The 22,020-nt window shown below is 45.5% G+C and carries 22 protein-coding genes and 1 pseudogene; 16 read left to right on the top strand and 7 right to left on the bottom strand.

All coding sequences use genetic code 11. The annotated features are described in order from the left end of the window. Both L2729_RS01095 and L2729_RS01090 read left to right on the top strand, forming a co-directional pair. Complete coding sequence (locus tag L2729_RS01095; RefSeq protein WP_248986573.1) at window positions 1–510, top strand: DUF2780 domain-containing protein; 510 nt, start codon at window positions 1–3, stop codon at window positions 508–510. A gap of 374 nt (window positions 511–884) precedes the next feature. Continuing rightward, window positions 885–1,343, top strand: a complete 459-nt coding sequence (locus tag L2729_RS01090; RefSeq protein ID WP_101090721.1) for a tellurite resistance TerB family protein — start codon at window positions 885–887, stop codon at window positions 1,341–1,343. 20 nt (window positions 1,344–1,363) lie between these two features. On the opposite strand, the gene yjeH is transcribed toward L2729_RS01090, so the two are convergent. Beyond that, entirely contained in the window at window positions 1,364–2,617 is a 1,254-nt protein-coding gene (gene yjeH, locus L2729_RS01085) for an L-methionine/branched-chain amino acid transporter (RefSeq protein WP_248986572.1), read from the bottom strand. A 113-nt stretch (window positions 2,618–2,730) separates the two neighbouring features. On the opposite strand from yjeH, the pseudogene L2729_RS01080 reads away from it, so the two are divergent. Continuing rightward, window positions 2,731–3,009, top strand: a pseudogene (locus L2729_RS01080) (Lrp/AsnC family transcriptional regulator); the annotation flags it as partial. 186 nt (window positions 3,010–3,195) lie between these two features. Next, on the top strand, window positions 3,196–3,426 hold the full coding sequence (locus L2729_RS01075) for an Lrp/AsnC ligand binding domain-containing protein (RefSeq protein ID WP_428848206.1): 231 nt from the start codon (window positions 3,196–3,198) through the stop codon (window positions 3,424–3,426). 433 nt (window positions 3,427–3,859) lie between these two features. Here the strand turns inward: L2729_RS01075 and L2729_RS21595 are convergent, their stop codons facing one another. Next, window positions 3,860–4,345: a type II secretion system protein gene (locus L2729_RS21595; RefSeq protein WP_283104081.1), complete on the bottom strand. Its 486-nt coding sequence runs from the start codon at window positions 4,343–4,345 to the stop codon at window positions 3,860–3,862. A 617-nt stretch (window positions 4,346–4,962) separates the two neighbouring features. Here L2729_RS21595 and menD point away from each other — a divergent pair. The 4 genes from menD to menE are packed head-to-tail and all read left to right on the top strand — an operon-like array spanning window position 4,963 to window position 9,991. Then, window positions 4,963–6,672 carry a 2-succinyl-5-enolpyruvyl-6-hydroxy-3-cyclohexene-1-carboxylic-acid synthase gene (gene menD / locus L2729_RS01065; RefSeq protein ID WP_248986571.1) on the top strand — a complete coding sequence of 570 codons (1,710 nt, stop codon included), beginning with the start codon at window positions 4,963–4,965 and terminating at the stop codon, window positions 6,670–6,672. Beyond that, on the top strand, window positions 6,672–7,478 hold the full coding sequence (gene menH, locus L2729_RS01060; protein ID WP_248986570.1) for a 2-succinyl-6-hydroxy-2,4-cyclohexadiene-1-carboxylate synthase: 807 nt from the start codon (window positions 6,672–6,674) through the stop codon (window positions 7,476–7,478). The genes menD and menH overlap by 1 nt, the downstream gene beginning before the upstream one ends. Continuing rightward, window positions 7,478–8,521 carry an o-succinylbenzoate synthase gene (gene menC / locus L2729_RS01055; RefSeq protein WP_248986569.1) on the top strand — a complete coding sequence of 348 codons (1,044 nt, stop codon included), beginning with the start codon at window positions 7,478–7,480 and terminating at the stop codon, window positions 8,519–8,521. Before menH ends, menC begins: the two co-directional genes overlap by 1 nt. A gap of 6 nt (window positions 8,522–8,527) precedes the next feature. Then, window positions 8,528–9,991, top strand: a complete 1,464-nt coding sequence (gene menE, locus L2729_RS01050) for an o-succinylbenzoate--CoA ligase (protein WP_248986568.1) — start codon at window positions 8,528–8,530, stop codon at window positions 9,989–9,991. A gap of 904 nt (window positions 9,992–10,895) precedes the next feature. On the opposite strand, the gene rpoH is transcribed toward menE, so the two are convergent. From rpoH to ftsY, 4 genes are all read right to left on the bottom strand, one after another. Next, window positions 10,896–11,753 (bottom strand): RNA polymerase sigma factor RpoH, encoded by an 858-nt coding sequence (rpoH, locus tag L2729_RS01045; RefSeq protein WP_248986567.1) that lies wholly within the window; start codon window positions 11,751–11,753, stop codon window positions 10,896–10,898. Between the two features lie 207 nt (window positions 11,754–11,960). After that, a complete protein-coding gene (ftsX, locus tag L2729_RS01040) occupies window positions 11,961–12,926 on the bottom strand; it encodes a permease-like cell division protein FtsX (RefSeq protein ID WP_101090732.1) in 966 nt (321 codons plus the stop codon). Window positions 12,927–12,934: 8 nt separating this feature from the next. Further along, entirely contained in the window at window positions 12,935–13,627 is a 693-nt protein-coding gene (gene ftsE, locus L2729_RS01035) for a cell division ATP-binding protein FtsE (protein ID WP_248986566.1), read from the bottom strand. A gap of 51 nt (window positions 13,628–13,678) precedes the next feature. Then, complete coding sequence (ftsY, locus tag L2729_RS01030) at window positions 13,679–15,490, bottom strand: signal recognition particle-docking protein FtsY (RefSeq protein WP_248986565.1); 1,812 nt, start codon at window positions 15,488–15,490, stop codon at window positions 13,679–13,681. A gap of 224 nt (window positions 15,491–15,714) precedes the next feature. Here ftsY and rsmD point away from each other — a divergent pair, with 224 nt between their 5' ends. The 3 genes from rsmD to L2729_RS01015 all read left to right on the top strand — a co-directional run bounded on the left by rsmD (window position 15,715) and on the right by L2729_RS01015 (window position 17,160). Beyond that, window positions 15,715–16,332, top strand: coding sequence for a 16S rRNA (guanine(966)-N(2))-methyltransferase RsmD (gene rsmD / locus L2729_RS01025; protein ID WP_248986564.1), 618 nt, complete (start codon window positions 15,715–15,717; stop codon window positions 16,330–16,332). Next, window positions 16,333–16,611 carry a DUF1145 domain-containing protein gene (locus L2729_RS01020; RefSeq protein ID WP_248986563.1) on the top strand — a complete coding sequence of 93 codons (279 nt, stop codon included), beginning with the start codon at window positions 16,333–16,335 and terminating at the stop codon, window positions 16,609–16,611. It abuts the gene before it with no gap. A gap of 138 nt (window positions 16,612–16,749) precedes the next feature. After that, on the top strand, window positions 16,750–17,160 hold the full coding sequence (locus L2729_RS01015) for a hypothetical protein (RefSeq protein WP_248986562.1): 411 nt from the start codon (window positions 16,750–16,752) through the stop codon (window positions 17,158–17,160). A 78-nt stretch (window positions 17,161–17,238) separates the two neighbouring features. Here the strand turns inward: L2729_RS01015 and L2729_RS01010 are convergent, their stop codons facing one another. Beyond that, window positions 17,239–17,799, bottom strand: coding sequence for a NapC/NirT family cytochrome c (locus L2729_RS01010; protein WP_248986561.1), 561 nt, complete (start codon window positions 17,797–17,799; stop codon window positions 17,239–17,241). 382 nt (window positions 17,800–18,181) lie between these two features. Here L2729_RS01010 and L2729_RS01005 point away from each other — a divergent pair, with 382 nt between their 5' ends. The 5 genes from L2729_RS01005 (at window position 18,182) to L2729_RS00985 (ending at window position 22,018) form a co-directional block, all read left to right on the top strand. Continuing rightward, window positions 18,182–18,619, top strand: a complete 438-nt coding sequence (locus L2729_RS01005) for a hypothetical protein (protein ID WP_248986560.1) — start codon at window positions 18,182–18,184, stop codon at window positions 18,617–18,619. Between the two features lie 92 nt (window positions 18,620–18,711). Beyond that, on the top strand, window positions 18,712–19,128 hold the full coding sequence (locus L2729_RS01000) for a DUF2057 family protein (protein ID WP_248986559.1): 417 nt from the start codon (window positions 18,712–18,714) through the stop codon (window positions 19,126–19,128). A 112-nt stretch (window positions 19,129–19,240) separates the two neighbouring features. Then, complete coding sequence (locus tag L2729_RS00995; protein ID WP_248986558.1) at window positions 19,241–19,657, top strand: hypothetical protein; 417 nt, start codon at window positions 19,241–19,243, stop codon at window positions 19,655–19,657. Window positions 19,658–19,783: 126 nt separating this feature from the next. Continuing rightward, complete coding sequence (locus tag L2729_RS00990) at window positions 19,784–20,326, top strand: heavy metal-binding domain-containing protein (RefSeq protein WP_248986557.1); 543 nt, start codon at window positions 19,784–19,786, stop codon at window positions 20,324–20,326. Window positions 20,327–20,350: 24 nt separating this feature from the next. After that, complete coding sequence (locus tag L2729_RS00985; protein WP_248986556.1) at window positions 20,351–22,018, top strand: efflux RND transporter periplasmic adaptor subunit; 1,668 nt, start codon at window positions 20,351–20,353, stop codon at window positions 22,016–22,018. Window positions 22,019–22,020: the final 2 nt, after the last annotated feature.

Genomic DNA, 22,020 nt, shown 5'->3' with positions numbered 1-22,020 from the left:
ATGAAATTATTCACTGCAAGTATTCTGACCCTTCTCAGCATATTCTCAACTCAGATTAACGCCCACGGATTCGACCCATTAGCAGAAGCAACCAAAGCGGTTTCAACTCCTTCACAGTCTGATGATTTAGTCGGTAATGTTATGTCGCAATTGGGCTTGAGCCAAGGCCAAGCAGAAGGCGGTTTAGGCAGTTTGTTATCACTCGCACAGTCTTCACTGGGCAGCAGTGATTTCAGCTCAATTTCGGACTCTATCCCCGGTATTGATGGTTTGCTAGGTGCAGTGCCAGAGCTCGACAACGATTCAGGTATGTCAGGCTTATTATCTAAAGCGGGTGGATTAGGTGACTCACTGCAGGGCGGTGCTATGGTATACGACGCTTTTGAAAAGCTAGGTATTTCTAAAGATTTAGCCGCACCTATGATTGATATCGTAAAGGGTTACCTCGACACGAATGGCACTTCTGGCACCTCAGACCTACTCATGAAAGGACTTGGCGCTATATTGTAAACCAAAGATTTATCCATCTTGGCTATTGTTGAAGCACTCAGCTTAGGGGCTGTTGATCTTTCGAGCTTAGTTTTTGTTCGAATTCAATGATTTTAGTACAAGGCTTGAGCGATGCTGCTTAGCTGGCTAAGCGAAAAGCTCGTAACGCAGTAATAAAAGCAATGAAACGAACCCGAAGGGCCGCGCTTCTTGGCTATTTTGACTGTGTTGTAGGTTATTTGTGGAGAATGACTAAACGACATAGCCTCCGCCTTGTCAAAATAGCCAATAAACTGCGGCAAAAACAACCGTGAAAGATCAACTGCCCCTAGTCAAGATGGAACTCTCATGCGATTTAATGTTCTAATTTTTATAATCACCTTTGAGGAACTTGCATGCTTGCCAAGCTAAAACAATTTTTTGAAGCTCAACACCACACGCTTTCTGCTGAAGAGCAGGCGCAGCACCTTAACCTTGCCGCAGCCAGTTTGCTTTTAGAAGTCGTCATGGCCGATGAGAACATGTCAGATGAGGAAGCCAAGATATTACCTGAGCTTCTCACCACTACTTTGGGCTTATCGATAGAAGATGTCAGCGCATTAATCGCCAATGCGACCGTGTCACAACAAAATTCAACCTCACTTTATGAGTTTACTCAAGCTATTAATGACAACTTCGATATCGAGCAAAAACAGCATTTGATCCTCGCAATGTGGCGCTTAGCCTATGTTGACGGTCACCTGTGCCAATATGAAGACCAGATGATCCGTCGCACTTCTGAATTGCTACACCTTAGGCATAGCGAACTCATTCAGATGCGCAACATCGCAATTGAAACACAACAAAAACCTTGAGCAAACGGCTATTGCCGCTGCTACAACGCGAGTTGTTTTCGATTCAGGTGGGTTTTCTGCGCCCACAACATGGGAAACAGGACCAGCATTAATAATATCGCGTAGGTCATATTCCAACCTAAAGCAAAACCAATAACAGCGCATAATGCACAGCTCAGTATCACCAATGGCAAGTAGCGCTTGCTCAGTAATTTAGCCGCAGCAAACATAGCGGCCAAATAGATAATCACAAACACCCCATTGCTCCACGCAATAAGATCTTCTAACTGCTGACCTGTTGCGTAGGTCACTATAATGACTAATGCCATCGCAATCAGCACCGCTATTGCAGCACGAGCAGGTGAATGATGCTGATTCAATTGGCTAAAGTATTTGGGCAATACGCCATCTCGGCTAAAGCTCCAGATTAATCTAGAGACACTCGCGGTATAAACATTAACGGTAGCCAAACCACTCACTATCCCCAATACGCCAATCACCTGTGCGCCATAGCCGCCCAATAAGCTGTCGAACACCCCGACCATCGCCACTGGTGTATCGCTTGGCACGACCAATAGTAATAAAGTACAGGCTAAATAAACCACGCCAACCAACACGGTGCCGATGAGCATTGCTGGGATCATATCTTGCTTAGGCTGACGAAAGTCATTGGCAAGATGCGTCATCGCTTCGATACCCAAAAAGCTCCAGAATGCGATACCGACCGCGGCCATGATTAGGCTCACATTAGGTGCATCTTGATGGGTAAAAGATTCAAGCTCCGACAAACTCAAGCCAACACCGCCAAATAGCGCGACCACAACCGAGACAATCGCTAACGTTAACCCAAACTGCAGCTTTGCCGAAACTTGAATGCCGCGTAAATTAAGTAACAGCAGCACTCCTAGCAATAACAACTCAGTGCCAACTTGCGCCCAACCATTTATCGGCACTAGAGCATTAACGAATTGAAAGGTCATTAGAATAGCGGCCGGAGCACCGATGGGCACCACCAGTAAAAACATCAAGCCAATCGTTCGTCCAGCAGTACGACCAAACGCTTGCTCTACAAAATAGGCCGGCCCTGCGGCGTGGGGTAGCAGACTGGCTAAACGTCCAAACACCAGCGTCACCGGAATAATCGCTAGCGTTAATACTAGCCAAGCGATTAATGCGCCTTGCCCAGCGGTCACTATTGTCATTTGTGGCAGGATAAACACGCCGGTGCCCAACAAAGTGGTGGCCATAAGCCCGGCACCTTGCCAGCGGCCTATGGTTCCTTGTATTTGATTCATGTCTTATAAGCTCTGGTTTACAATGGCACCATTATAATTCTAGACTGACTAGCTTTCTGCGTTTGATCGCCGTCACCTTCACCAAATCTACCGTCATTATGTTGGAATTGATTATGGATAAGTTTGATAATGCCATTTTAAGTGCCCTAAGAACAGATGCTCGCCGCAGCATCTCAGACATTGCCGCAGCAGTGAACCTATCTCGCTCTGCAGTTACTGAGCGAATAAAGAAGATGGAAACATCGGGTACTATTCGTGGTTATCAAGTGATATTAAGTGCATCCCAAACTGATGGGGTCTCAGCCTACTTTGAGATCCAACACAAATGCGCCAACTGTGCCGATGTCGTCAAAATTTTCCATACCATCCCAGAAATCATTACTTGTAAAGGGTTTATACCAGTTGCATCAAGTATGTTGTCAATTCAGAAGCGCTCAAGCTTTTCAATTTAAGGCGCATTGACGACAGAATGGTTATTCCCTTGTGAGCCAATGCAATGCAGAAGTGGAATGCGTGAGCGCTTCCCAAAGGGTGGGTTTCAAAGCGCTGCATGCTTCGACGAAAACTCTTGATATAGAATTACTATTAGCTTCAAGTTCCCGACTTGCCTTCAGCGCTTTGAATTCCCACTGAATGAACAGATACTTAATGCAACTGGTATTATTGGCGATATGGATCTGCTGGTCTATGCCACTGCGGCATCAATGAAACGCCTACACGAGATCCGTGAGTTTATTGATGCTCAAGACGATATCACCAAAATTAAAACGCATGTGGTGATGAGTGAGTGGATAGACAATCAAGGTTAATCATATGAAACTGAAAATGATGTAAGAAGGAAAGCGATAATTGACTTGCCATGCCGCTAGTCATTGCCACTGGCATGTTATGGCAACACCCTCCGGACTCCTCCTAACTCTGTTTTAGCGCAGGCCTTGATGCTTGATAAGCAATGGCCCTAAGCTGGCCAACACTCTCTAAGGGCAATCAGCCGCAATCTGTCTGCTGGTTAGCAGTCGGCGTTATGCTAACCACTGCCGCGTTTACGGGTTATTACTATCTTCAATAGGAGTGTATCAGTCATTGCTAACACTATTTTTGACAAGAGAGACTTAAGGAGTGGCTGCCAACTTTCGATTATTTCGATTATTTCGAACTTCAGAACTTTCGATTAAAGGTCAAATCCCAAACCGAACGCTTGGCACTAAAGTTTGCTCTGGCCCACATAATGTCTAATTCAATTTAACAGCCATCGTAAATTTTTTCCACCTGCAATTCACGGGTAACAATATCGCCACCGACGACTGATCGTGAAAGGAGAACAGAACACCTCATGGCTCTAAGCTCTGGATATTCTAATTTTTTATCCCCCAAATATACGAAAGCACTTGGAATGCGCTCATTTAATGAATAATCAGTAATCATAAACCCATCAACATTCATTGCAGCTTCTATGTGTTCAGGCTTAATGCTCATATTACCGTCAAGCACATATAAATCAGTATTCGGGATGTTTGTTTCAACTTTAGCCGATGCAACTCCCGCGAGAACAGCCTTACTCATAACAATTGAGTTCGCTGATTTAACCGCACCGACAAACCCATCTAGAGATGCTATACGTGCATCGCGACTTATGTTTAAAAATTTTGGAGCTACGGCGACCGCAAGGATCCCCAATATAATGATAACTACCACCAGCTCGATGAGTGTAAAGCCCTTACTTTTCAATGCTTTTTTAACTCCAATCTTCTTCTCGATATAAATAAAACGTTTGAACTTATATTATTGTCACTCCGCAATTTTACAGCATCGTCCAAATGGTGTATATGGTATTTATGCCTTGGAAAATCATCTTGATGGCTTGCGTAAATAACCGCCGCCATAGCAATTGTATTAAGTATTTAGCGCTTCCTGTAGGGTGACTTTCAAAGCACTCAATGAACAGATACTTAATACAATTGGTATTACTTTGTGCAGCCTTTGAAAGCAATAATTTAAGTGCGATCACCCAGAGCAGTGACAAAATCGACAATAACATTTTGTGTTGATCTCACAGCGAGTTAACAATGTCATTTGGTCGTAAAAAGAAATGATATCTTTTGCCAAAGGAGATAATTTTAAACGCTCCACTTACCAAGAATACATTCATAAGCCCTGCGATAAATTCAACATTCCGATATGTTAATCACGGTTACACCTATTGCTAGGTGCTTAACGGTCGAAAACCGACTATTGATTTATTCGTTGCCAGTGAAAATCCTTAGATTTAAGAAAACCAAGGACGATCATATTCCTTTGCCCTAAAGCAAGTTAAACTAACATTATCATTGGGATGGTAATTATCTATGCAAACTAAACATACAGCTGAATTAAACCTGCTTTGGGGAACATTAATCTTAGAGGAGCTTGCTCGTCTAGGGGTCAAACATGTCTGTATGGCGCCAGGGTCACGGTCAACCCCCTTAACCCTTGCTGCGGCTAAGCAGGGCAAGCTATGCCAACATCTGCATTTTGATGAAAGAGGCTTAGGCTTTATGGCGCTGGGCATAGCCAAGGCCAGTGGCGCACCAGTGGCTATCATCACCACCTCTGGCACCGCAGTGGCTAACCTTTATCCAGCTGTTATTGAAGCTTGGCTAACCCAAGTTCCACTGATTGTGCTTTCAGGCGATCGTCCACCAGAGCTTATCGATTGTGGCGCTAACCAAGCGATGACTCAGCCCGCTATTTTCGCTCAATATGCCAAGTCACTAAACTTGCCCACGCCAGACAAGAGCATTAGCCCAGCGGCATTACTGAGCTCAATCGATGATGCCGTCAGTAACCAAACACAACCCGTGCATATAAACTGTATGTACCGCGAGCCACTCTACCCTGCAGCGCCCCAAGCAGACTTTAGTCATTACTTAAAGCCGATAGCCCAATGGCAGCAAACTAAAGCACCTTATATTCAGTACGCAGCCCAAACCGCTTCACAACTGCCAACCCATGATGCGCTGGCAAGGTTTGTCCATGGTAAAGGCATTATTGTCGCGGCGACACTGGCTCCAGAGCATCACCCCGAGGAACTGATCGCATTGTCGATAAAGCTCGGCTGGCCCATAGTGACCGATGCCCAATCGCAACTGCGACAAAGCAGCGCCGCCATTGGTAATATCGACCAACTGTTACTGCAACCTAAGTCGCAAGCTTTGCTAGCACAGGCCGAAAAAGTGATTGTGTTTGGCGGACGTATCTTGTCAAAACGCTTGAGCAGTTATTTGAGCGAGCATCACTGGAAAGACTACTGGCAAGTACTGCCGCAGCAACAAAGGCTCGACCCTAACCATAAAGCTAAACAGGTATGGATTGCGCACGCTAACACCTTTAGCGCGCTACCTTGGCCACGCTCATCTCAGGCTCAATGGGCCTTAGCATTAGTGCAGCAGAATGAAGCGCTAGAAACCTTATACCAGCAGCAAATTGATCATGCTCAATTCGGTGAAGCGCAGGCCATACGAGCAATAGCCAAACGCCAAACGAACCAGCACCAGCTATTTATTGGTAACAGTTTGCCTGTCAGACTATTTGATATGTTTGCCCCTATTAGTGCAGAACACGCCACCGTTTTCACCAATCGCGGTGCTTCAGGGATAGATGGCTTACTCGCCACCGCATGCGGCGTTGCCATTGCGGAAAAAAAGCCAACCACACTGATTATTGGCGATATTTCTCAATTACACGATCTCAACTCTCTGGCGATTGCGCGCAGCGTCACCAGTCCATTAATCATTGTGATCCTCAATAATGATGGCGGTAACATTTTTAATCTACTGCCTGTGCCAAACGAGCAGCTACGAACCGATTACTATCGTTTGTCCCATGGGCTTGAGTTTGGTTTTGGTGCGGCAATGTTTGGTTTAGCCTACAACCAAGTTGACGATCTCGATGACTTTATCGAGTCTTACGAATATGCCATGACCTACGCTGGGCCGTCAGTCATCGAAGTGAGCGTTTCGCAAAACCAAGCCACTGACCAGATTGCGCATATCGCGACTTGGGTGAAACAAAGCTGATGTTGGCATATCAATGCCAAGGTAACCCCAGCATGCCAGCAATGGTGCTGCTGCATGGTTTTTTAGGCAGCAAAGCCGATTGGTCTGCGGTTATTGAGGTGCTCGCGGAGCAATATTATTGCATTAGCATCGATCTACCTGGCCACGGCCAGAGCCTTAACCATACATTGCCAACACCTGGATTTGATGCCTGCACCGCCCTTATCCAGCAAACACTATTACAGCTTAAGATCCAGCAGTATCACTTGGTTGGCTATTCACTCGGTGGCCGTATTGCGCTGCACCTTGCGCGGCAAGCCCCCGATAATATTTTGAGCTTAATACTCGAGTCGTGCCATCCAGGGCTGAAATCTGCCGATGACAGAGCCGCAAGAAAAACCAGTGATGCGCGCTGGGCAACTCAATTAAATAGCCTGACTATCGAGAATTTCTTAGCGCTTTGGTATCAACAAGCCGTATTTGCCGACCTTAGTGCCAGCAAACGTCAAGCGATGATCCAGCAGCGCCGCGGCAACCAAGTCTTAGCCCTAGGCAACTGTTATCAAGCCACTTCACTCGCTGAGCAAGCTGACCTTTGGGACACTCCAGCGATAATATCTGCGCCATGCTATTTTATTGCTGGTTCTGACGACCAAAAATTTCTCTCACTCGCGACTCGCTGGCAGCAACAATATCCCATCGCTATGTATAGCGTTGCGGCCAGTGGCCATAATGTCCATAGTGCTGCACCCATGGCGTTTAGCAAGCAGGTATTACAGCTGCTTAAGCCATGCTCATCTAATCCATCATCCAATAGGCCCACTTAATGATCCTCACTAAACTTAGCCTTTATCAATACACTATTGATCTCGATAGATTATTGCCCGTGGGTAAGCAACGCATCGATCAGCGCCATGGTTTGGTGCTCAGCGCAACAATCAGTTCCGCTACAGATGAGCGAACTGAGCAGGTGGAGATCTCACCGCTTTCAGGTCTTGATATCGATGGACATCCGTTAACCGGTTTTAGTCAGCACTCTCTTTTGCAAACAAGCGACCAACTCAGTAAATATCTCGCTGCGCTGCATCAACAACCAGTGATTAGACTGCTTGATTTTGCAGATGAAACCGAGCAGAACGCAATCAGCTATGGTTTAAGTTTACTGCATGCCAAACTGATGGGATCACTCGATGGACACAGTCTTGAGACTCGCACCATTCCGCTTATTTACCATAATCAAGATGAGCCATTAACGGTCGTTACTGAGCGTGTGGCGGCGCTGGCTAACAACGTTCATGCGGTTAAAGTCAAAGTCGCACAAACGTCCTTTGAAGATGAGATCCAGTTGATCCATCAGATCTTAGCCATACGTCCCGATTTAAAACTCCGACTCGACGCAAACCGCGGTTTTGAGTTACAACAAGCCATTGAGTTTATCGCCTGTATTCCTTTGCATGCGATTGAGTACATTGAAGAGCCTTGCAAGCAACCTGCCGATAACCCAAAATTTTATAACGCGATTGGAGCACCTTGGGCACTCGATGAGTCACTCAATGACCCACACTACCAGTTTGAAATGCAAGCTGGTCTCCGCGCTATTATCATCAAACCTATGCTGATCGGTAGCTTAGAGAAGTTGCAGTCGCTGCAGCATTTGGCCACTGAACATGGGGTTCGCTCAATATTAAGCTCAAGTTTGGAAGCCAGTTTAGGTATTGCTGCCCTCAGCCGTTTGGCCAGCATTATGACCCCAGATGAGATCCCTGGGATCGACACCTTAAGCGCATTTAGCCAAGACCTGCTGCAAAGCACAGGTAAAGCAAAATGCCTGCAGTTAGGCGATCTGCAACTGCTACTCGCGTTGGGCTAGACCCTTATGCCGAACCGTGCTGCTAACGCCCGCATTCAATCACCTATTCATCTGGTTGCTCTACAGCGACCGGATTCAATTGCCTATAAAGTGAGTGGCAAGGCTATCAGTTATCAGCAACTAAGCCAGCACGTCATTGCGATTGGTGAGCAGCTTAAGCAAGCAGGGTTGCAGCAAGGCGATAGAGTCGCTTGTATTGCCAATAATAGCCCTGAGCTACTCAAGCTTTATTGGGCATGCGTCGACAATGGCCTTCTGTTTTGCCCTGTGTCACCACGCTTTGCGCAAATACAACTAATTGAGTTAATCCAAACCCATCAATATCGCTATTGTTGGCTATCCAATAACATCCACGCCCTATTACCAGATCTAAAAGCTGAACTGTTGACACTGGGCCCAGATAACACTCGCTTGCTAGAATTTGAGTTTGACAAAACAAGTTCTCAGCAACCGCTCAAGATCGATCCTAAGCAAGCGGTAGATGCCATTCTCACCTCAGGGAGTACTGGCTTACCCAAAGCCGCAGTGCATAGCCTGCAGAACCATATCGCCAGTGCCAAAGGCGCTAAAACGTTGATCGATATTATGGAGACAGATAGCTGGTTACTCTCGCTGCCGCTGTTTCATATCGGTGGGCTGGCTATTCTCAATCGTTGTGCACTCGTGGGTGCCTGCGTGGTATTTGAAGATAAATCAATCAGCCTCGCCAAGCAATTAACCAGAGACCAAGTCAGCCATTTGTCATTGGTCAGCACGCAACTGCAGCCGTTACTGAGCGCTGACACTCACTGCTTACATCAAGTCAAAGCGATGCTGTTAGGTGGTGGCGCGATTTCAGCCGATCTACTCAACCAACTTGCCGTGCTCAATATTAACGCTTTTACCAGTTACGGCATGACCGAGATGGGCTCACAGATCACCACTGGCATCGCCCGTGCAGACGGATCAAGCGGCCAAGTTTTACCCCATCGAGAGCTGAAAATAGTGGACGGTGAGATATGGTTAAAGGGCGAATGTTTGTTTCTTGGCTACCTTGGTGTCGATGGCCTTAATAAGCCTCTAGCTAAGCGATTAGAGACACAAGGCTGGTTTCGAAGTACAGACTTAGGTCACTGGGATAACAACGGTAATTTGTGCATTGACGGCCGTTTAGACAACATGTTTGTCTGCGGCGGTGAAAACTTACAACCAGAAGAGGTTGAAGCCGCGTTAAAGCTACACCCCTTAATTGTTGACGCCATCGTCTTCCCTAAAGCTGATGCCAAGTTTGGCACACTACCAGCAGCCATTATTAAACCTGCTAATAATTCAGCTAACCCGCTTTCGGAAGCAGATTTAACTGAGTTCCTCGCCGACAAAATAGCCCGTTTTAAGCGCCCAAGGTGTTACTACCCATGGCCAGAAGTTACCACTGCAGGAATTAAAGTAGTACGGAAACAGATTATTGCAGCAGCTCTTCTACCAAAATAGTGAGTTGAATTTTAATCACCTTTTGACACTTTTATCAAGCTTCACTTGATATACCCGTGAGCTTCCTTTTCTCGTCCATAAATCCAGTCTCACCCTTCTACAAGAGAAGAAAACTCCAGCCACAGTGGTTCCAATTACCTGCGGTGGTGCTGGACAGGATGTCCGAATCTCGTGACCACATGGATGTGAATGAACGACCGTATGTGCAGACGCCACAGAGGCTCGCTGCGACTCTTTATAAAAGAGAGAGTCCATGTGCTCAACGAAAACATCTGATCTCCAGGGACGGAGGAAATGCCAAATTCTGTCTGAAACAGAATGGGCCCTGTTTTCGACAGCCTCAGCCGTATCTAGACAGGGTTAGAAAGCACAATCATTTAGCCATGGTGGCTTTAACCCTCAAACACAGCAGCTTAACTGTTCTAACAGTATCCCTAATAACCTCATTGATCTCTTTCAGCATCGAGTGCAACTAATTGCCTGCGGCACGCGTATGTGCAGACGCCACTGAGGCTCGCTGCTAGTACATCCCTGTAAGCTCAACGAAAACATCCCTGTTTTCGACGGCCTCAGCTGCATCTACACTGGTTTCGAAAAGCACAATCATTCAGCATTTGAGTTATCAATTTAAAGACATACGCCTTTAACTAAACGCTAGTGTTAAATTGAATAACCATTACTCACAGAATCTAATCTCCCCCGTTGGAAATTTTGCTTTTTAAATTTCGCCGGGGCGCTGAGGGATTGCCAAGGGGCGCAAGCGCTTTGCCCCTTGGCTCTGGTGTGGGCGAAGCACCACGACCTTTATCAAGCCCAGCTTGATTTCAAAACAATGTCTGGAACCAATGTTCCAGACATAAAAAAACCTGCCGAAGCAGGTTTTAGTCAGTGCAAATAAAAAGCCTTAAGCTTCCATTCGCCCTTTTAGTTTGTTCATCGCATTCTTTTCAAGTTGCCGGATACGCTCTGCCGATACTTGATAAGTTGACGCTAATTCTTGTAGCGTTGTTTTGTCTTCATTTAACCAACGAGCCTGAAGAATGTGCTGACTACGCTCATCAAGTGTTTTGATAGCTGAAAGCAGGCGGGTTTGATTATTTTTTTCCCAGTTGTCATTTTCAACTTGGTTAGCCAAATCAGATGAATGGTCTTCAAGATAATGCATAGGTGCATAATCTTTCTCATCATCGTTATCGCTGGCCAAATCAAAAGCGGGATCTTGGGCTGCCATGCGTGATTCCATTTCGGTCACGTCGGACTTTGAAACACCTAGGTTTTCAGCAACCATACCCACTTCATTATCCGTAAACCAGCCAAGACGCTTTTTAGTTTTACGAAGGTTAAAGAACAACTTACGTTGTGCTTTTGTGGTTGCGACCTTAACTATGCGCCAGTTTTTAAGCACATATTCGTGAATTTCTGCTTTGATCCAATGAACAGCAAATGACACCAAGCGAACACCCACATCTGGGTCAAAACGCTTAACGGCTTTCATCAGGCCAATATTGCCTTCTTGAATTAAATCGGCTTGCGGTAAACCGTATCCAGAATAGCCTTTTGCAACATGTACCACGAAGCGCAAGTGCGACATAATCAGTTGTTTCGCAGCTTGTAGGTCACCGGTTTCCTGAAGACGCTTCGCCAGCTCATGTTCTGTCTCTGCATCCAACATAGAAATTCTATGGGCAGAGTGAATATAAGACTCGAGGCTTCCACTACTTTGAGGAACCATTAGTGCCATTGTTTGCGTTTGATCTGTCATTCACGCTCCTGCTACTTATTACTAATACTACGGTCTAACTAAACCTGAAAATCACACCTCTATTGAGATGGACCGTGAACTATCGACTAATTGACAAAATATGTCAACCATCGGCGTTATCTAATATGTACGGTTTAATTTTCACACCTACATAGAGACAACGCAAATGAAGGATAGTTCATCTTTGCCTTTACGCACGAACTATGATTATGAAGGTTCGATAGCCCGTAAATGTTGGCGTACGGAGAGGTATGAACCAAGCCAACCTAAAAATGAAGCTAATAGAACCAGTTGCCCGAGCTCGGTTAATGTTAGTGATTCCATATGCAGCTGGCTACCATATAAACCGAGTAACTCAGCCAGTGCGGAGTCTAAATACCACACTAGTAAATTAATAATCACCCATGCCAATATGCCACCAATGATACCAAACCAAATACCGGTATAAAGGAATGGCCTTCGTATAAAGGCTTCCGTGGCACCAACAAGCTTCATCACCTCAATTTCGGTACGGCGATTCATAATAGCGAGGCGAATAGTATTGCCAATCACCAGCACAACGGCTAACACTAATAATGCAGCAATCGCCAGTACAGTGCGTTCAAGTAAACGCACCACGGCTTGTAAACGTTCTAGCCATTCAATATCAAGTCGGCCAAAACTGACTTCAGCTTCTTGCTCCAGTTTTCTCAGCAACTCGCGCGCGCCCGTAGCACTTGAATATTTAAGACTGGGCGTCACCATTACGACAGCTGGCAGTGGATTAACATCTAAATAGGATAATGCTTCACCAAAGCCTGAAAGCCGTTGAAACTCTTCTAGGGCCTGATCGCGATTAATATAATTGACCTCTGCCACCTCGGGGTAGACTTTGAGTCGAGCGATCAAACTTTGAATACTTTTTTCACTGCGCCCTTCATCAACAAATAGCGATATTTCAGCAGCACTGTTCCAAGATTGAGTGATAGTTTCGGCGTTTTTAACCAGCACCTGCAGCGCAGCTGGCAAACTGAGACTGACACCAAGTACCGCCATAGTCATTAATGATGAAATGGGATTGCGCCATAACTCACCCAAACTCGCCATAGCGTGTTGGATATGACGAATAAAAAACATCACTATTTGGCCGGATATGGGTAGTTTGCTGCGAGTTAACTGAGGTTGCTTATTCATCATAATTCTCAGTAGGCACCTAAAGAGTCAGATTGATCTAATTCTTGAGCGCCAAGCACACGACCTTGCTTAAGCGTGAGTGTGCGGTATTTCATGCGTGCGATAAGACCTAAGTCATGCGTTGCGATCAATACCGTGGTCCCAGAATCATTAAAAGTTTCGAATAAGCGCAATATATCCATCGATAATTTAGGGTCTAAGTTACCCGTGGGCTCATCGGCAAGTAATAGCGGCGGCTTATTCACAATCGCTCGGGCAATGCCGACACGTTGCTGTTCACCGCCTGAAAGCATGATGGGATGATGTCGTTCTTTACCGTAGAGGCCAACCATATCAAGTGCACCTGCCACTCGCTTACGGATCTCTCCATGGGAAAAACCTTCAATAATTAGCGGTAGTGCGACATTATCAAATACGCTCTTTTCCATTAATAGGTGATGATTTTGAAAAATCATCCCGATATCTCGACGCAAATAGGGCACTTGAGCACGGCGGAGCTTAGCAATGTCATGGCCGTTAATTGACACCTTGCCGCCATTAGCGCGTTCAATTACCGTGATCAACTTGAGCAAGGTACTCTTACCCGCACCAGAGTGACCAGTAAGAAACGCCATTTCGCCACGCTTTAAATGAAAGCTCACATCCGATAGCGCTTTTTGCCCGCCGGTATAAACTTTACTTACTTGCTCAAATCGAATCATTAATTAGATTTCTTCGTCGTCGATATCGCTATTAAGGTTTATAAACTAACGCTATTTTGTGTCTATGTCGTCTTTTGATTGACTAAACAGTGCTTCAATAAAGTCTTTTGCATCAAAAGTACGAAGATCGTCAATCTGCTCACCCACACCAATATGGCGAATAGGAATACCAAACTTGTCAGCAATCGCAAAAATCACCCCGCCTTTTGCGGTGCCATCTAACTTACTAATGGTGATCCCTGTTACTCCCACAGCCTCTTGGAAAATTTTTGCTTGGTTAATCGCATTCTGGCCTGTGCTTGCATCTAAGGTGAGCATCACTTCATGCGGCGCTGCTGAGTCCTGCTTTTTCATCACGCGCACGACTTTCTTTAATTCGTCCATCAAGTGTGCTTTGTTTTGTAAGCGACCTGCGGTATCGGCAATCAGCACATCAACCTTACGTGCCTTTGCGGCTTGCAGAGCATCAAACAACACTGATGCACTATCGGCACCCGTATGCTGTGCTATTACCGGAATATCATTACGCTGTCCCCACACTTGCAGCTGTTCAACAGCTGCCGCGCGGAAAGTATCACCCGCCGCTAGCATGACCGTTTTACCTTCAGCTTGATATTGCTTAGCCAGCTTGCCGATGGTTGTGGTTTTACCCACACCGTTGACCCCGACCATTAAAATAACAAACGGGCCGTCTGCACTTTCTGGAACAAGTGGGATTGATACCGGATCTAATATTTTTTGCATCTCATCACGCATCAGCTCATACAGTGCTTCACCGTCTTTTAGCTGTTTGCGACTGGCCTGCTCGGTTAAACTTTTAATCAAGCGGGTGGTGGTTTCAACACCGACATCAGCGATCAGTAGCTGCTCTTCTAACTCTTCAAAAAGATCGTCATCAATCTTCTTGCCACTAAATAAACCAACAAAGCCACTACCAATACTTGCACTCGTGCGCTTTAAACCACGTTTAAGTCGGGCAAATAATCCCTCTTTTACCGGCTTAGCTTGCGGCTCTGGTTGTTGCTCTGTTGCAATATTGTCAGCTTCCGCTTGGGCGGCTTGCTCTGCAGCGACTCTTTCAGCCTCTGCCTGCTCAGCGGCAATACGTGCAGCTTCCGCTTCTGCGGCTTGCTCAGCAGCGACTCTTTCAGCCTCCGCCTGCTCAGCGGCAATACGTGCAGCTTCCGCTTCTGCGGCTTGCTCAGCAGCGACTCTTTCAGACTCTGCCTGTTCAGCGGCAATACGTGCAGCTTCCGCTTGGGCGGCTTGCTCAGCAGCGACTCTTTCAGCCTCTGCCTGCTCAGCGGCAATACGTGCAGCTTCCGCTTGGGCGGCTTGCTCAGCAGCGACTCTTTCAGCTTCTCCCTGCTCAGCGGCAATACGTGCAGCTTCCGCTTGGGCGGCTTGCTCAGCAGCGACTCTTTCAGCTTCTGCCTGCTCAGCGGCAATACGTGCAGCTTCCGCTTGGGCGGCTTGCTCAGCAGCGACTCTTTCAGCTTCTGCCTGCTCAGCGGCAATACGTGCAGCTTCCGCTTCTGCGACTTGCTCAGCAGCGACTCTTTCAGCCTCTGCTTGCTCAGCGGCAATACGTGCAGCTTCCGCTTCTGCGGCTTGCTCAGCCGCGACTCTTTCAGCCTCTGCCTGCTCAGCGGCAATACGCGCAGTTTCTGCTTGTGTTGCTTGTTCTGCAGCGACTCTTTCTGATTCAACGAGCTCTGCAGCAACGTTATCAGCTTCAATTTGTTTAGCGTCAGCTTGCTCAGTTTCAGCCGAAGCTGATACGTTTAACTCTGCTTCAGCTTCCTGTGGTTGTTCTGTAGATTTATCCTTGCGGAACCAGGAAAAAAAACCTTTCTTTGCCATGTGTTTTACCGATGCTCAAATAGCTGTACATAAATGCGTTAGGGGGAGGACGTTATATCAAAATCATGGCAAAATTACGCTGCTTAAAGCAGCAAAAACATAACCGAATCGTATGTACACGACGGCTTTTTACCTTTTGGTGGTGCTTTGATATAAAATAACGACCTTAAATCAGACGCTATAGTCTACCACTTTCTGCCATAAGGCAAAATCACGAGGACACCATGGTCAAAAAAATACTCTCAAGTGGCCAAGTAAGGATTATTTCTGGCCAGTGGCGATCACGCAAACTGCCTATCCATGATCTAGAAGGATTGCGCCCCACGACTGACCGAGTGCGTGAAACCTTGTTTAATTGGATAGCAAACGATGTACGTGGCGCCAGAGTGCTGGACTGTTTTGGTGGCAGTGGTGCGCTGAGTTTAGAGTCTTTATCTCGATATGCTGCTTATGCCAGAATATTTGAGCTACAACCGCAGGCGGCCAAACAGCTAGTCACTAATTTAGCGACGTTAAAGTGTGAAAATGCGGATGTTATCAAGGGTGATAGCCTAAAGCATTTAGCCATAACTCCTGATAAAGGCTTTGATATTGTCTTTATCGATCCTCCCTTTAGAAAATCACTGACTGAAAATTGCATTCAGCTATTAGACCAACACCAATGGTTGCTACCTGACGCGTTTATTTATGTTGAAACAGAGTCTGAGCTGGCACAACTTGAGGTACCCGCAAGTTGGACACAACTTAAAGAGAAAAAAGCAGGACAAGTGATCTATCGTTTATATCAATACTGCCCGCAGCAGGAAACTGACGATACTCAAGGTGCTGAGGAGAGCGTTTAAATGAAACTGGCTTTACTGTTAGGAAAGCTAGCCACCGCCTTGGCATGGTTAATGATGTTTTATAATCTAGCATCGCCATTTGACGGAAACATTGCCGTTATTTTGAATATTCTTCTGGCCGTCACTGTGTTTATGCACGGTTTCCAAACGATTATCTTTCACACTATTTTTAAAAGCCTAATAGCGTTAAAAAAGGGCGATTATCTACAAGTGTTTATTTTCGGTGTCTTTAGCTTACTGCAATATCGTCAACAGGTTTTGGCTCAACAAAAAAGCTAATACAGTTAACAGCCGAAATATACTAAGACGACAAGAGCTAAGTCGACAAGTGCTTAGACGAAAAGTCTAAGACGAAAAGTCTAAGACGGGCGCTTCGCTGACGGCCAAGCAAAGGATACTCAGCAAGCTGCATATTCTTTGCTATTTCGGTTATTCCTAGCCTATCCGACTCTACCGTCTCAGCTCTATCGACTCTACCATCTCAGCTCTATCGACTTTACCGTCTCAGCTCTATCGACTTTACCGTCTCAGCTCTATCGACTCTACCATCTCAGCTCTATCGACTTTACCGTCTCAGCTCTATCGGCTTTACCGTCTCAGCCCTATCCGACTCTACCATCTCAGCTCTATCGACTTCACCGTCTCAGCTCTATCGACTTTACCGTCTCAGCTCTATCGACTTTACCGTCTCAGCTCTATCGACTTTACCGTCTCAGCTCTATCGACTTTACCGTCTCAGCTCTATCGACTTTACCATCTCAGCTCTATCCGCCTTTACCGTCTCAGCCCTATCGATTCCCAAACAACAGCCACAAAAAAGCCCCGTGATAATCCTATCATGGGGCTTTAAGCTTTGAATGCTAGCTCATCTAACTCGCATTCATAGTGCTTGTTGTTTACTGACTCTTATTTAACGTAAACGTGAGCAACGCCTTTGTGGCAATCAACACAAGTCTTACGCTTATCATCAGCTTTCTTGAAGTTGTTAGCGTGCATTCTCTTCGCCATCTTCTTCATTGCTTCAGGTTGGTTTTCGTAAATACGAGTATGACAGTGCTGACAGTTAGCTGAGTCATTGCCTTTAAAATACTTAAGTGCGTGCTCGGCTTGCTCTTTACGATTTTCATCCAACCATGCTTGAGTGTTGAAACCATCGATAGTCATGAAACCATATAGATCTTTAGAAACAATGATTTTCTTAACTAGGTACTTAACTGGATTGTGCGGTAAGTGACAGTCTTGACACTGCACAGTAACACCTGCGCGTCCTCCGCCGTGAGCAGAAGCCATCACTTCATCTTTCAATGAATGATTGCTATGGCAGCTCATACAGAACTGATCTGAACTTGTTGCATGCAACGTTTGTTGTGTCGCAAAATAACCTACAACACCGACTACGATACCAACGACCAACAATGCCAGAATCGAAAATTTTGCGCTAGGTTTAAATAGTGCTCGCCAGTTCATCACTCATCTCCAAATATTTAATTTTTATATCGATGTAAGTTTTACTTCATCTCTATTTATGCGGTCTAGTATAAACCATATCCTACTGATTAATCTGGGACTAAAAGTGCAAAATGAGACATGGCTCTAACTCTCTCAACTGAATCAAAACTTGCTCACTATATATGCGCTTTCACTAAAGTTAGCCTAAAGCCTTGTTTATCGCAAGGATTATGTCTTATCAGCTTGATAATGCGGTATTTAACGTATTTAATTGAGTTTTTCAATATGTGAAAATGAGTCAGCGTTCAAACAAACATAAAAAATATATTTATAGCCTGAAACTAATTACCTATAAGCAAGGTCTATCTAGTTACATCATCATTATTTGGAAAAGTTGAACATGTGCAAACGCATCGCATATTTAGCATTACTCATCTCACTGGTCGGGCAATTTTTGCTTTCACCAGCGATGGCTATGCCTAAATTTTTGCATGCCAGTTCGCACGCTTCCCAACATGTTCAGCAAATCGAACTGACCCAGCTACCGATAAACCCAGTGTTGATAAGCTCGATAGCTGTTACCCATCAAGATACCACCAGCTGTGGTAGCACCATGCTAAGCATCAACACTAGCATGCTTGATTGTGATGCATTGTGTGAGATATTAGGCATGGGTGATTGTGTATCACACTGTGTTTCTATCCCCGCTATTATCGAGCAGGATCAACTCAATCTCAGCTCTCAACAAGCGGGACAGAGTCTACAAACCGTATTTTGGTCTCCTCAAACTGCGGAACAATCTTCTGCAAACCCACCACCGATCTCACTGCAAGCTTAACCTTAAATCACTCGCGCTCAGCGCAATCTACATCTAAGTAATTTGTCCATAGGCATTCAGCCCATGGTTACCGGTTTTGTTTGGAGTTTATTATGAAAAAATTTATCAGCGTTATCGCACTTTCTCTTGCCAGTTTCACCAGCATGGCAGCCTCTGTTTCTTTTCCTGAATCACTTGAAGTACGCGGAGTGAATGGGTTAAATAATGTTGACAGTCGATACCTACAACTGGAGGACGGTCAAAACTTAATTGAGCTACAGTACCGCGATCTTTTTGAATCAAATGCCGATGACTCTAATTGGGTTCGCTCTGAACCACTATATCTCTATATCGATCTAGAAACGGCCGCTAACTATAAGGCGATCACCCCGAGTATTTTATCTGAAGAGGATGCTTACCAGTTTATTGACTCGCCATATATTAAGTTAACCGATGATAGCGGTAGCGAGAAACAGGTCGCATTGATGACTCATAGCCAACTGATGGCTAAAATATTACTGCAAAAATAACAATCTAGCTCCTGCAGCTGTTAACACATTGATAAAGTGAATTTGTGAACTTTATCAATGTGTAACTTTTTTGCTGTGTTAGACTCATCACAGCTCATTACTTGGAACCATCATGTTTAGCATCCTTCGCCGTCATACATTAATAGCCTTTACGCTACTCGCTTTGTTGAGTCAGCTAATGCTATCTAATGGATCATTGATGGTACCGAATGCGATGGCTGATGATATGCCAATGATGAGCATGCAAGATGGGGCTGAATGCCACCAACAGCAAATAGATAGCAACACTCATTGCTGCGATTCTGATGAGAATACGCAAATGCTTCCCGGCAACTCTAAGAATTGCTGCAACGGCAACGGATCATGCCAGAGTGATTGTAACCATTGCTTGGTAATTTCAGTAACAGGTTCACTGTTTAATGTGTTGTCATGGCCCGGCAACAACACCTCCGATATTGCAATGGCCACTCTAATGCCTCATTTCCACTCTATCTCATTGCCACAAGATTTTAGACCCCCAATAGCGTAATTCGAGACGCCACGTCTCTACATTTTCAAATCGTTATTTATTCTTATTAAGCAATTATTTATGCCGTTAATTGTTTTGTGCATTAGCACTTACAGCATTCGGCCATCTCTTTGATGGAGTTAAGTTATGAAAACCTTTATTAGTATGGTATTAACTACCTTTTTGTTTTTAACCTGGGCACCTGCTGTATCAGCGCATGCACATGATCACGGCGCCGAGCAGAGCCAAAGCTACGCTTGCCCAATGCATCCTGAAGTCACTGGCGCTAAGGGCGACTCTTGCCCTAAATGTGGTATGGACTTGAAAGTAACAAAAGCCGCTGGACATAACTGTGATTCTTGCCCAAACAAGGGAAAGACAGCTCATCATAAGATGACTGCTGACACTCACGCATGTCCAATGAACCCTGCAATGACGGGTAAAGCGGGAGACAGTTGCCCGAAATGCGGCATGGAACTGCAAGCCATGAAAACCAAAGGTAAAAGCTGCGACTCATGCCCTCACAAAGGTAAAGCTGAGCATCATAAGATGACGGCTGATACCCACGCGTGCCCAATGAATCCAGCAATTACCGGTAAAGCGGGTGATAGCTGCCCTAAATGTGGCATGGACTTAACGCCTATCGCAAATAGCGAAAACGCCGATAAAAAAAGTCACATGCATCACTAAAAGCTAGGGTGGAGATAAGGCATTATGAGTTTATTCAAATCAAAACAGTTTCGTAAAAACGCAGTATGTGCGCTAAGCAGCTTATTGGTAGCGGCAACGCCGATACTTGGCTACAGCCAAGCTCTATCACAAGAGCAATCTGAAACCATAGTACAAAATCAGCAACATAACGCTGAATATTACTGCCCAATGCATCCAGAAGAGACCAGCCATGAAGCTGGCCGTTGTTCTATATGTAAGATGTTCCTCGTCAAAGATGAATCATCGAGTGGATCATCAATAGTAGATACTGTCGCAGCAGTGAACAAAGATTACTACTGCCCCATGCACCCTGAAGTCACTAGCCATGAACCGGGTCGATGTCCAAAATGTAACATGTTTTTAGTCAAGGAAGAGGAGGAAGAAGCCCTCCCTGATGAACATGCTGGCCACGATCATGCGAGTCATCAAAGTGACTCCTCTAAAATAGCCGTTGCGCCACAAACTAAAGCAGATAAATTGCTAAGTCAGCCAAAACCAACATTAATGCCTGCCGCTCAATCAAACGGTGACGGCAATATAAAATATGTCTGCCCAATGCATCCTCACGTCGTTTCTGACGTACCAGGTACTTGTCCGATATGCGGCATGAACTTAGAAAAGGTCACTGTCGGTGGGGTTACTGAAGAGGTCGTTGTCGGTGTATCCGGCGGTATGCAGCAAGCTCTCGGCATGCGCAGCGAGCAAGTCACCGAGGGCACTCTGTGGAAGCGCGTTAAAACCATTGGTACCGTGCAATACAACGAAAACGCTATAGGCCATGCGCATACACGCGTTAGCGGCTGGATTGAAACCTTAATGGTCCATACCGTTGGTCAACGCGTAAAGAAAGGGCAACTCCTTTATGAACTGTACTCTCCAGAACTCATTAATGCGCAAGATGATTACATGCAAGCTATCGATTACCTCAAACAAGACAAGAATCGCGGTGCAGGGTTACTGCGCAAAGCGCGTTTACGTCTCGAACTATTAGGCGTCAGCTCCAATACAATCAAGCATTTAGAGCAAACTGGTGAAACCACTTATCGCGTCCCTTATTACGCCGACCAAGATGGTTTTGTCAGTCAATTGACAGTACGTCATGGGATGTATGTTGAACCTGGCAATACGCTGTTTGAAATTGTTGATTTAAGCAGTGTGTGGGTGATTGCCGACGTATTTGAAAACGAACAAAGCTGGCTAGAACAAGGTCGCCCCGTGGAGGTGACTTCCGCCTCTCAAGGTTTGTTTGATTTGGAATCGACTATTGATTACATCTACCCAGAGCTGGATCCAGTCTCGCGGGCAATGCGAGTACGTATCAAGCTAGAAAATACCGAAAAACTACTCAAGCCTGGCACCTTAGTTGATGTCACTCTCTTTGGTGGTCCAAAGAAAAATGTACTGTCCATTCCTACCGAGGCGCTCATTCTTACCGGCCGAGAGAACCGGGTCGTGGTGCAACGAGATGATAATAAATTTACCTCTGTCAGCGTAAAAGTGGGCATGATTTCCCAAGGAAAAGCTGAAATTATCGAAGGGCTAAAAGCTGGCGATAAAGTGATAGTGTCTGGCCAATTCTTATTGGACTCAGAAGCCAGTATTCAGGGCAGTTTGCAGCGCTTAAGTGGCAGCAATAGCAATGTTACTGACGATCCACACGCAAGTCATTAATC

Origin of the sequence: Shewanella gelidimarina (assembly GCF_023283945.1) — a bacterium.
GTDB classification, from domain to species: domain Bacteria; phylum Pseudomonadota; class Gammaproteobacteria; order Enterobacterales; family Shewanellaceae; genus Shewanella; species Shewanella gelidimarina.
This window is presented reverse-complemented; position numbering and strand designations above follow the sequence as displayed.

Excerpts from the sequence above, each read along its gene's own strand:
- L2729_RS01095 (WP_248986573.1), top strand. The coding sequence starts at position 1 with ATGAAATTATTCACTGCAAGTATTCTGACCCTTCTCAGCATATTCTCA.
- L2729_RS01090 (WP_101090721.1), top strand. The coding sequence starts at position 885 with ATGCTTGCCAAGCTAAAACAATTTTTTGAAGCTCAACACCACACGCTT.
- yjeH (WP_248986572.1), bottom strand. The coding sequence starts at position 2,617 with ATGAATCAAATACAAGGAACCATAGGCCGCTGGCAAGGTGCCGGGCTT.
- menD (WP_248986571.1), top strand. The coding sequence starts at position 4,963 with ATGCAAACTAAACATACAGCTGAATTAAACCTGCTTTGGGGAACATTA.
- menH (WP_248986570.1), top strand. The coding sequence starts at position 6,672 with ATGTTGGCATATCAATGCCAAGGTAACCCCAGCATGCCAGCAATGGTG.
- menC (WP_248986569.1), top strand. The coding sequence starts at position 7,478 with ATGATCCTCACTAAACTTAGCCTTTATCAATACACTATTGATCTCGAT.
- menE (WP_248986568.1), top strand. The coding sequence starts at position 8,528 with ATGCCGAACCGTGCTGCTAACGCCCGCATTCAATCACCTATTCATCTG.
- rpoH (WP_248986567.1), bottom strand. The coding sequence starts at position 11,753 with ATGACAGATCAAACGCAAACAATGGCACTAATGGTTCCTCAAAGTAGT.
- ftsX (WP_101090732.1), bottom strand. The coding sequence starts at position 12,926 with ATGAATAAGCAACCTCAGTTAACTCGCAGCAAACTACCCATATCCGGC.
- ftsE (WP_248986566.1), bottom strand. The coding sequence starts at position 13,627 with ATGATTCGATTTGAGCAAGTAAGTAAAGTTTATACCGGCGGGCAAAAA.
- ftsY (WP_248986565.1), bottom strand. The coding sequence starts at position 15,490 with ATGGCAAAGAAAGGTTTTTTTTCCTGGTTCCGCAAGGATAAATCTACA.
- rsmD (WP_248986564.1), top strand. The coding sequence starts at position 15,715 with ATGGTCAAAAAAATACTCTCAAGTGGCCAAGTAAGGATTATTTCTGGC.
- L2729_RS01020 (WP_248986563.1), top strand. The coding sequence starts at position 16,333 with ATGAAACTGGCTTTACTGTTAGGAAAGCTAGCCACCGCCTTGGCATGG.
- L2729_RS01010 (WP_248986561.1), bottom strand. The coding sequence starts at position 17,799 with ATGAACTGGCGAGCACTATTTAAACCTAGCGCAAAATTTTCGATTCTG.
- L2729_RS01005 (WP_248986560.1), top strand. The coding sequence starts at position 18,182 with ATGTGCAAACGCATCGCATATTTAGCATTACTCATCTCACTGGTCGGG.
- L2729_RS01000 (WP_248986559.1), top strand. The coding sequence starts at position 18,712 with ATGAAAAAATTTATCAGCGTTATCGCACTTTCTCTTGCCAGTTTCACC.
- L2729_RS00995 (WP_248986558.1), top strand. The coding sequence starts at position 19,241 with ATGTTTAGCATCCTTCGCCGTCATACATTAATAGCCTTTACGCTACTC.
- L2729_RS00990 (WP_248986557.1), top strand. The coding sequence starts at position 19,784 with ATGAAAACCTTTATTAGTATGGTATTAACTACCTTTTTGTTTTTAACC.
- L2729_RS00985 (WP_248986556.1), top strand. The coding sequence starts at position 20,351 with ATGAGTTTATTCAAATCAAAACAGTTTCGTAAAAACGCAGTATGTGCG.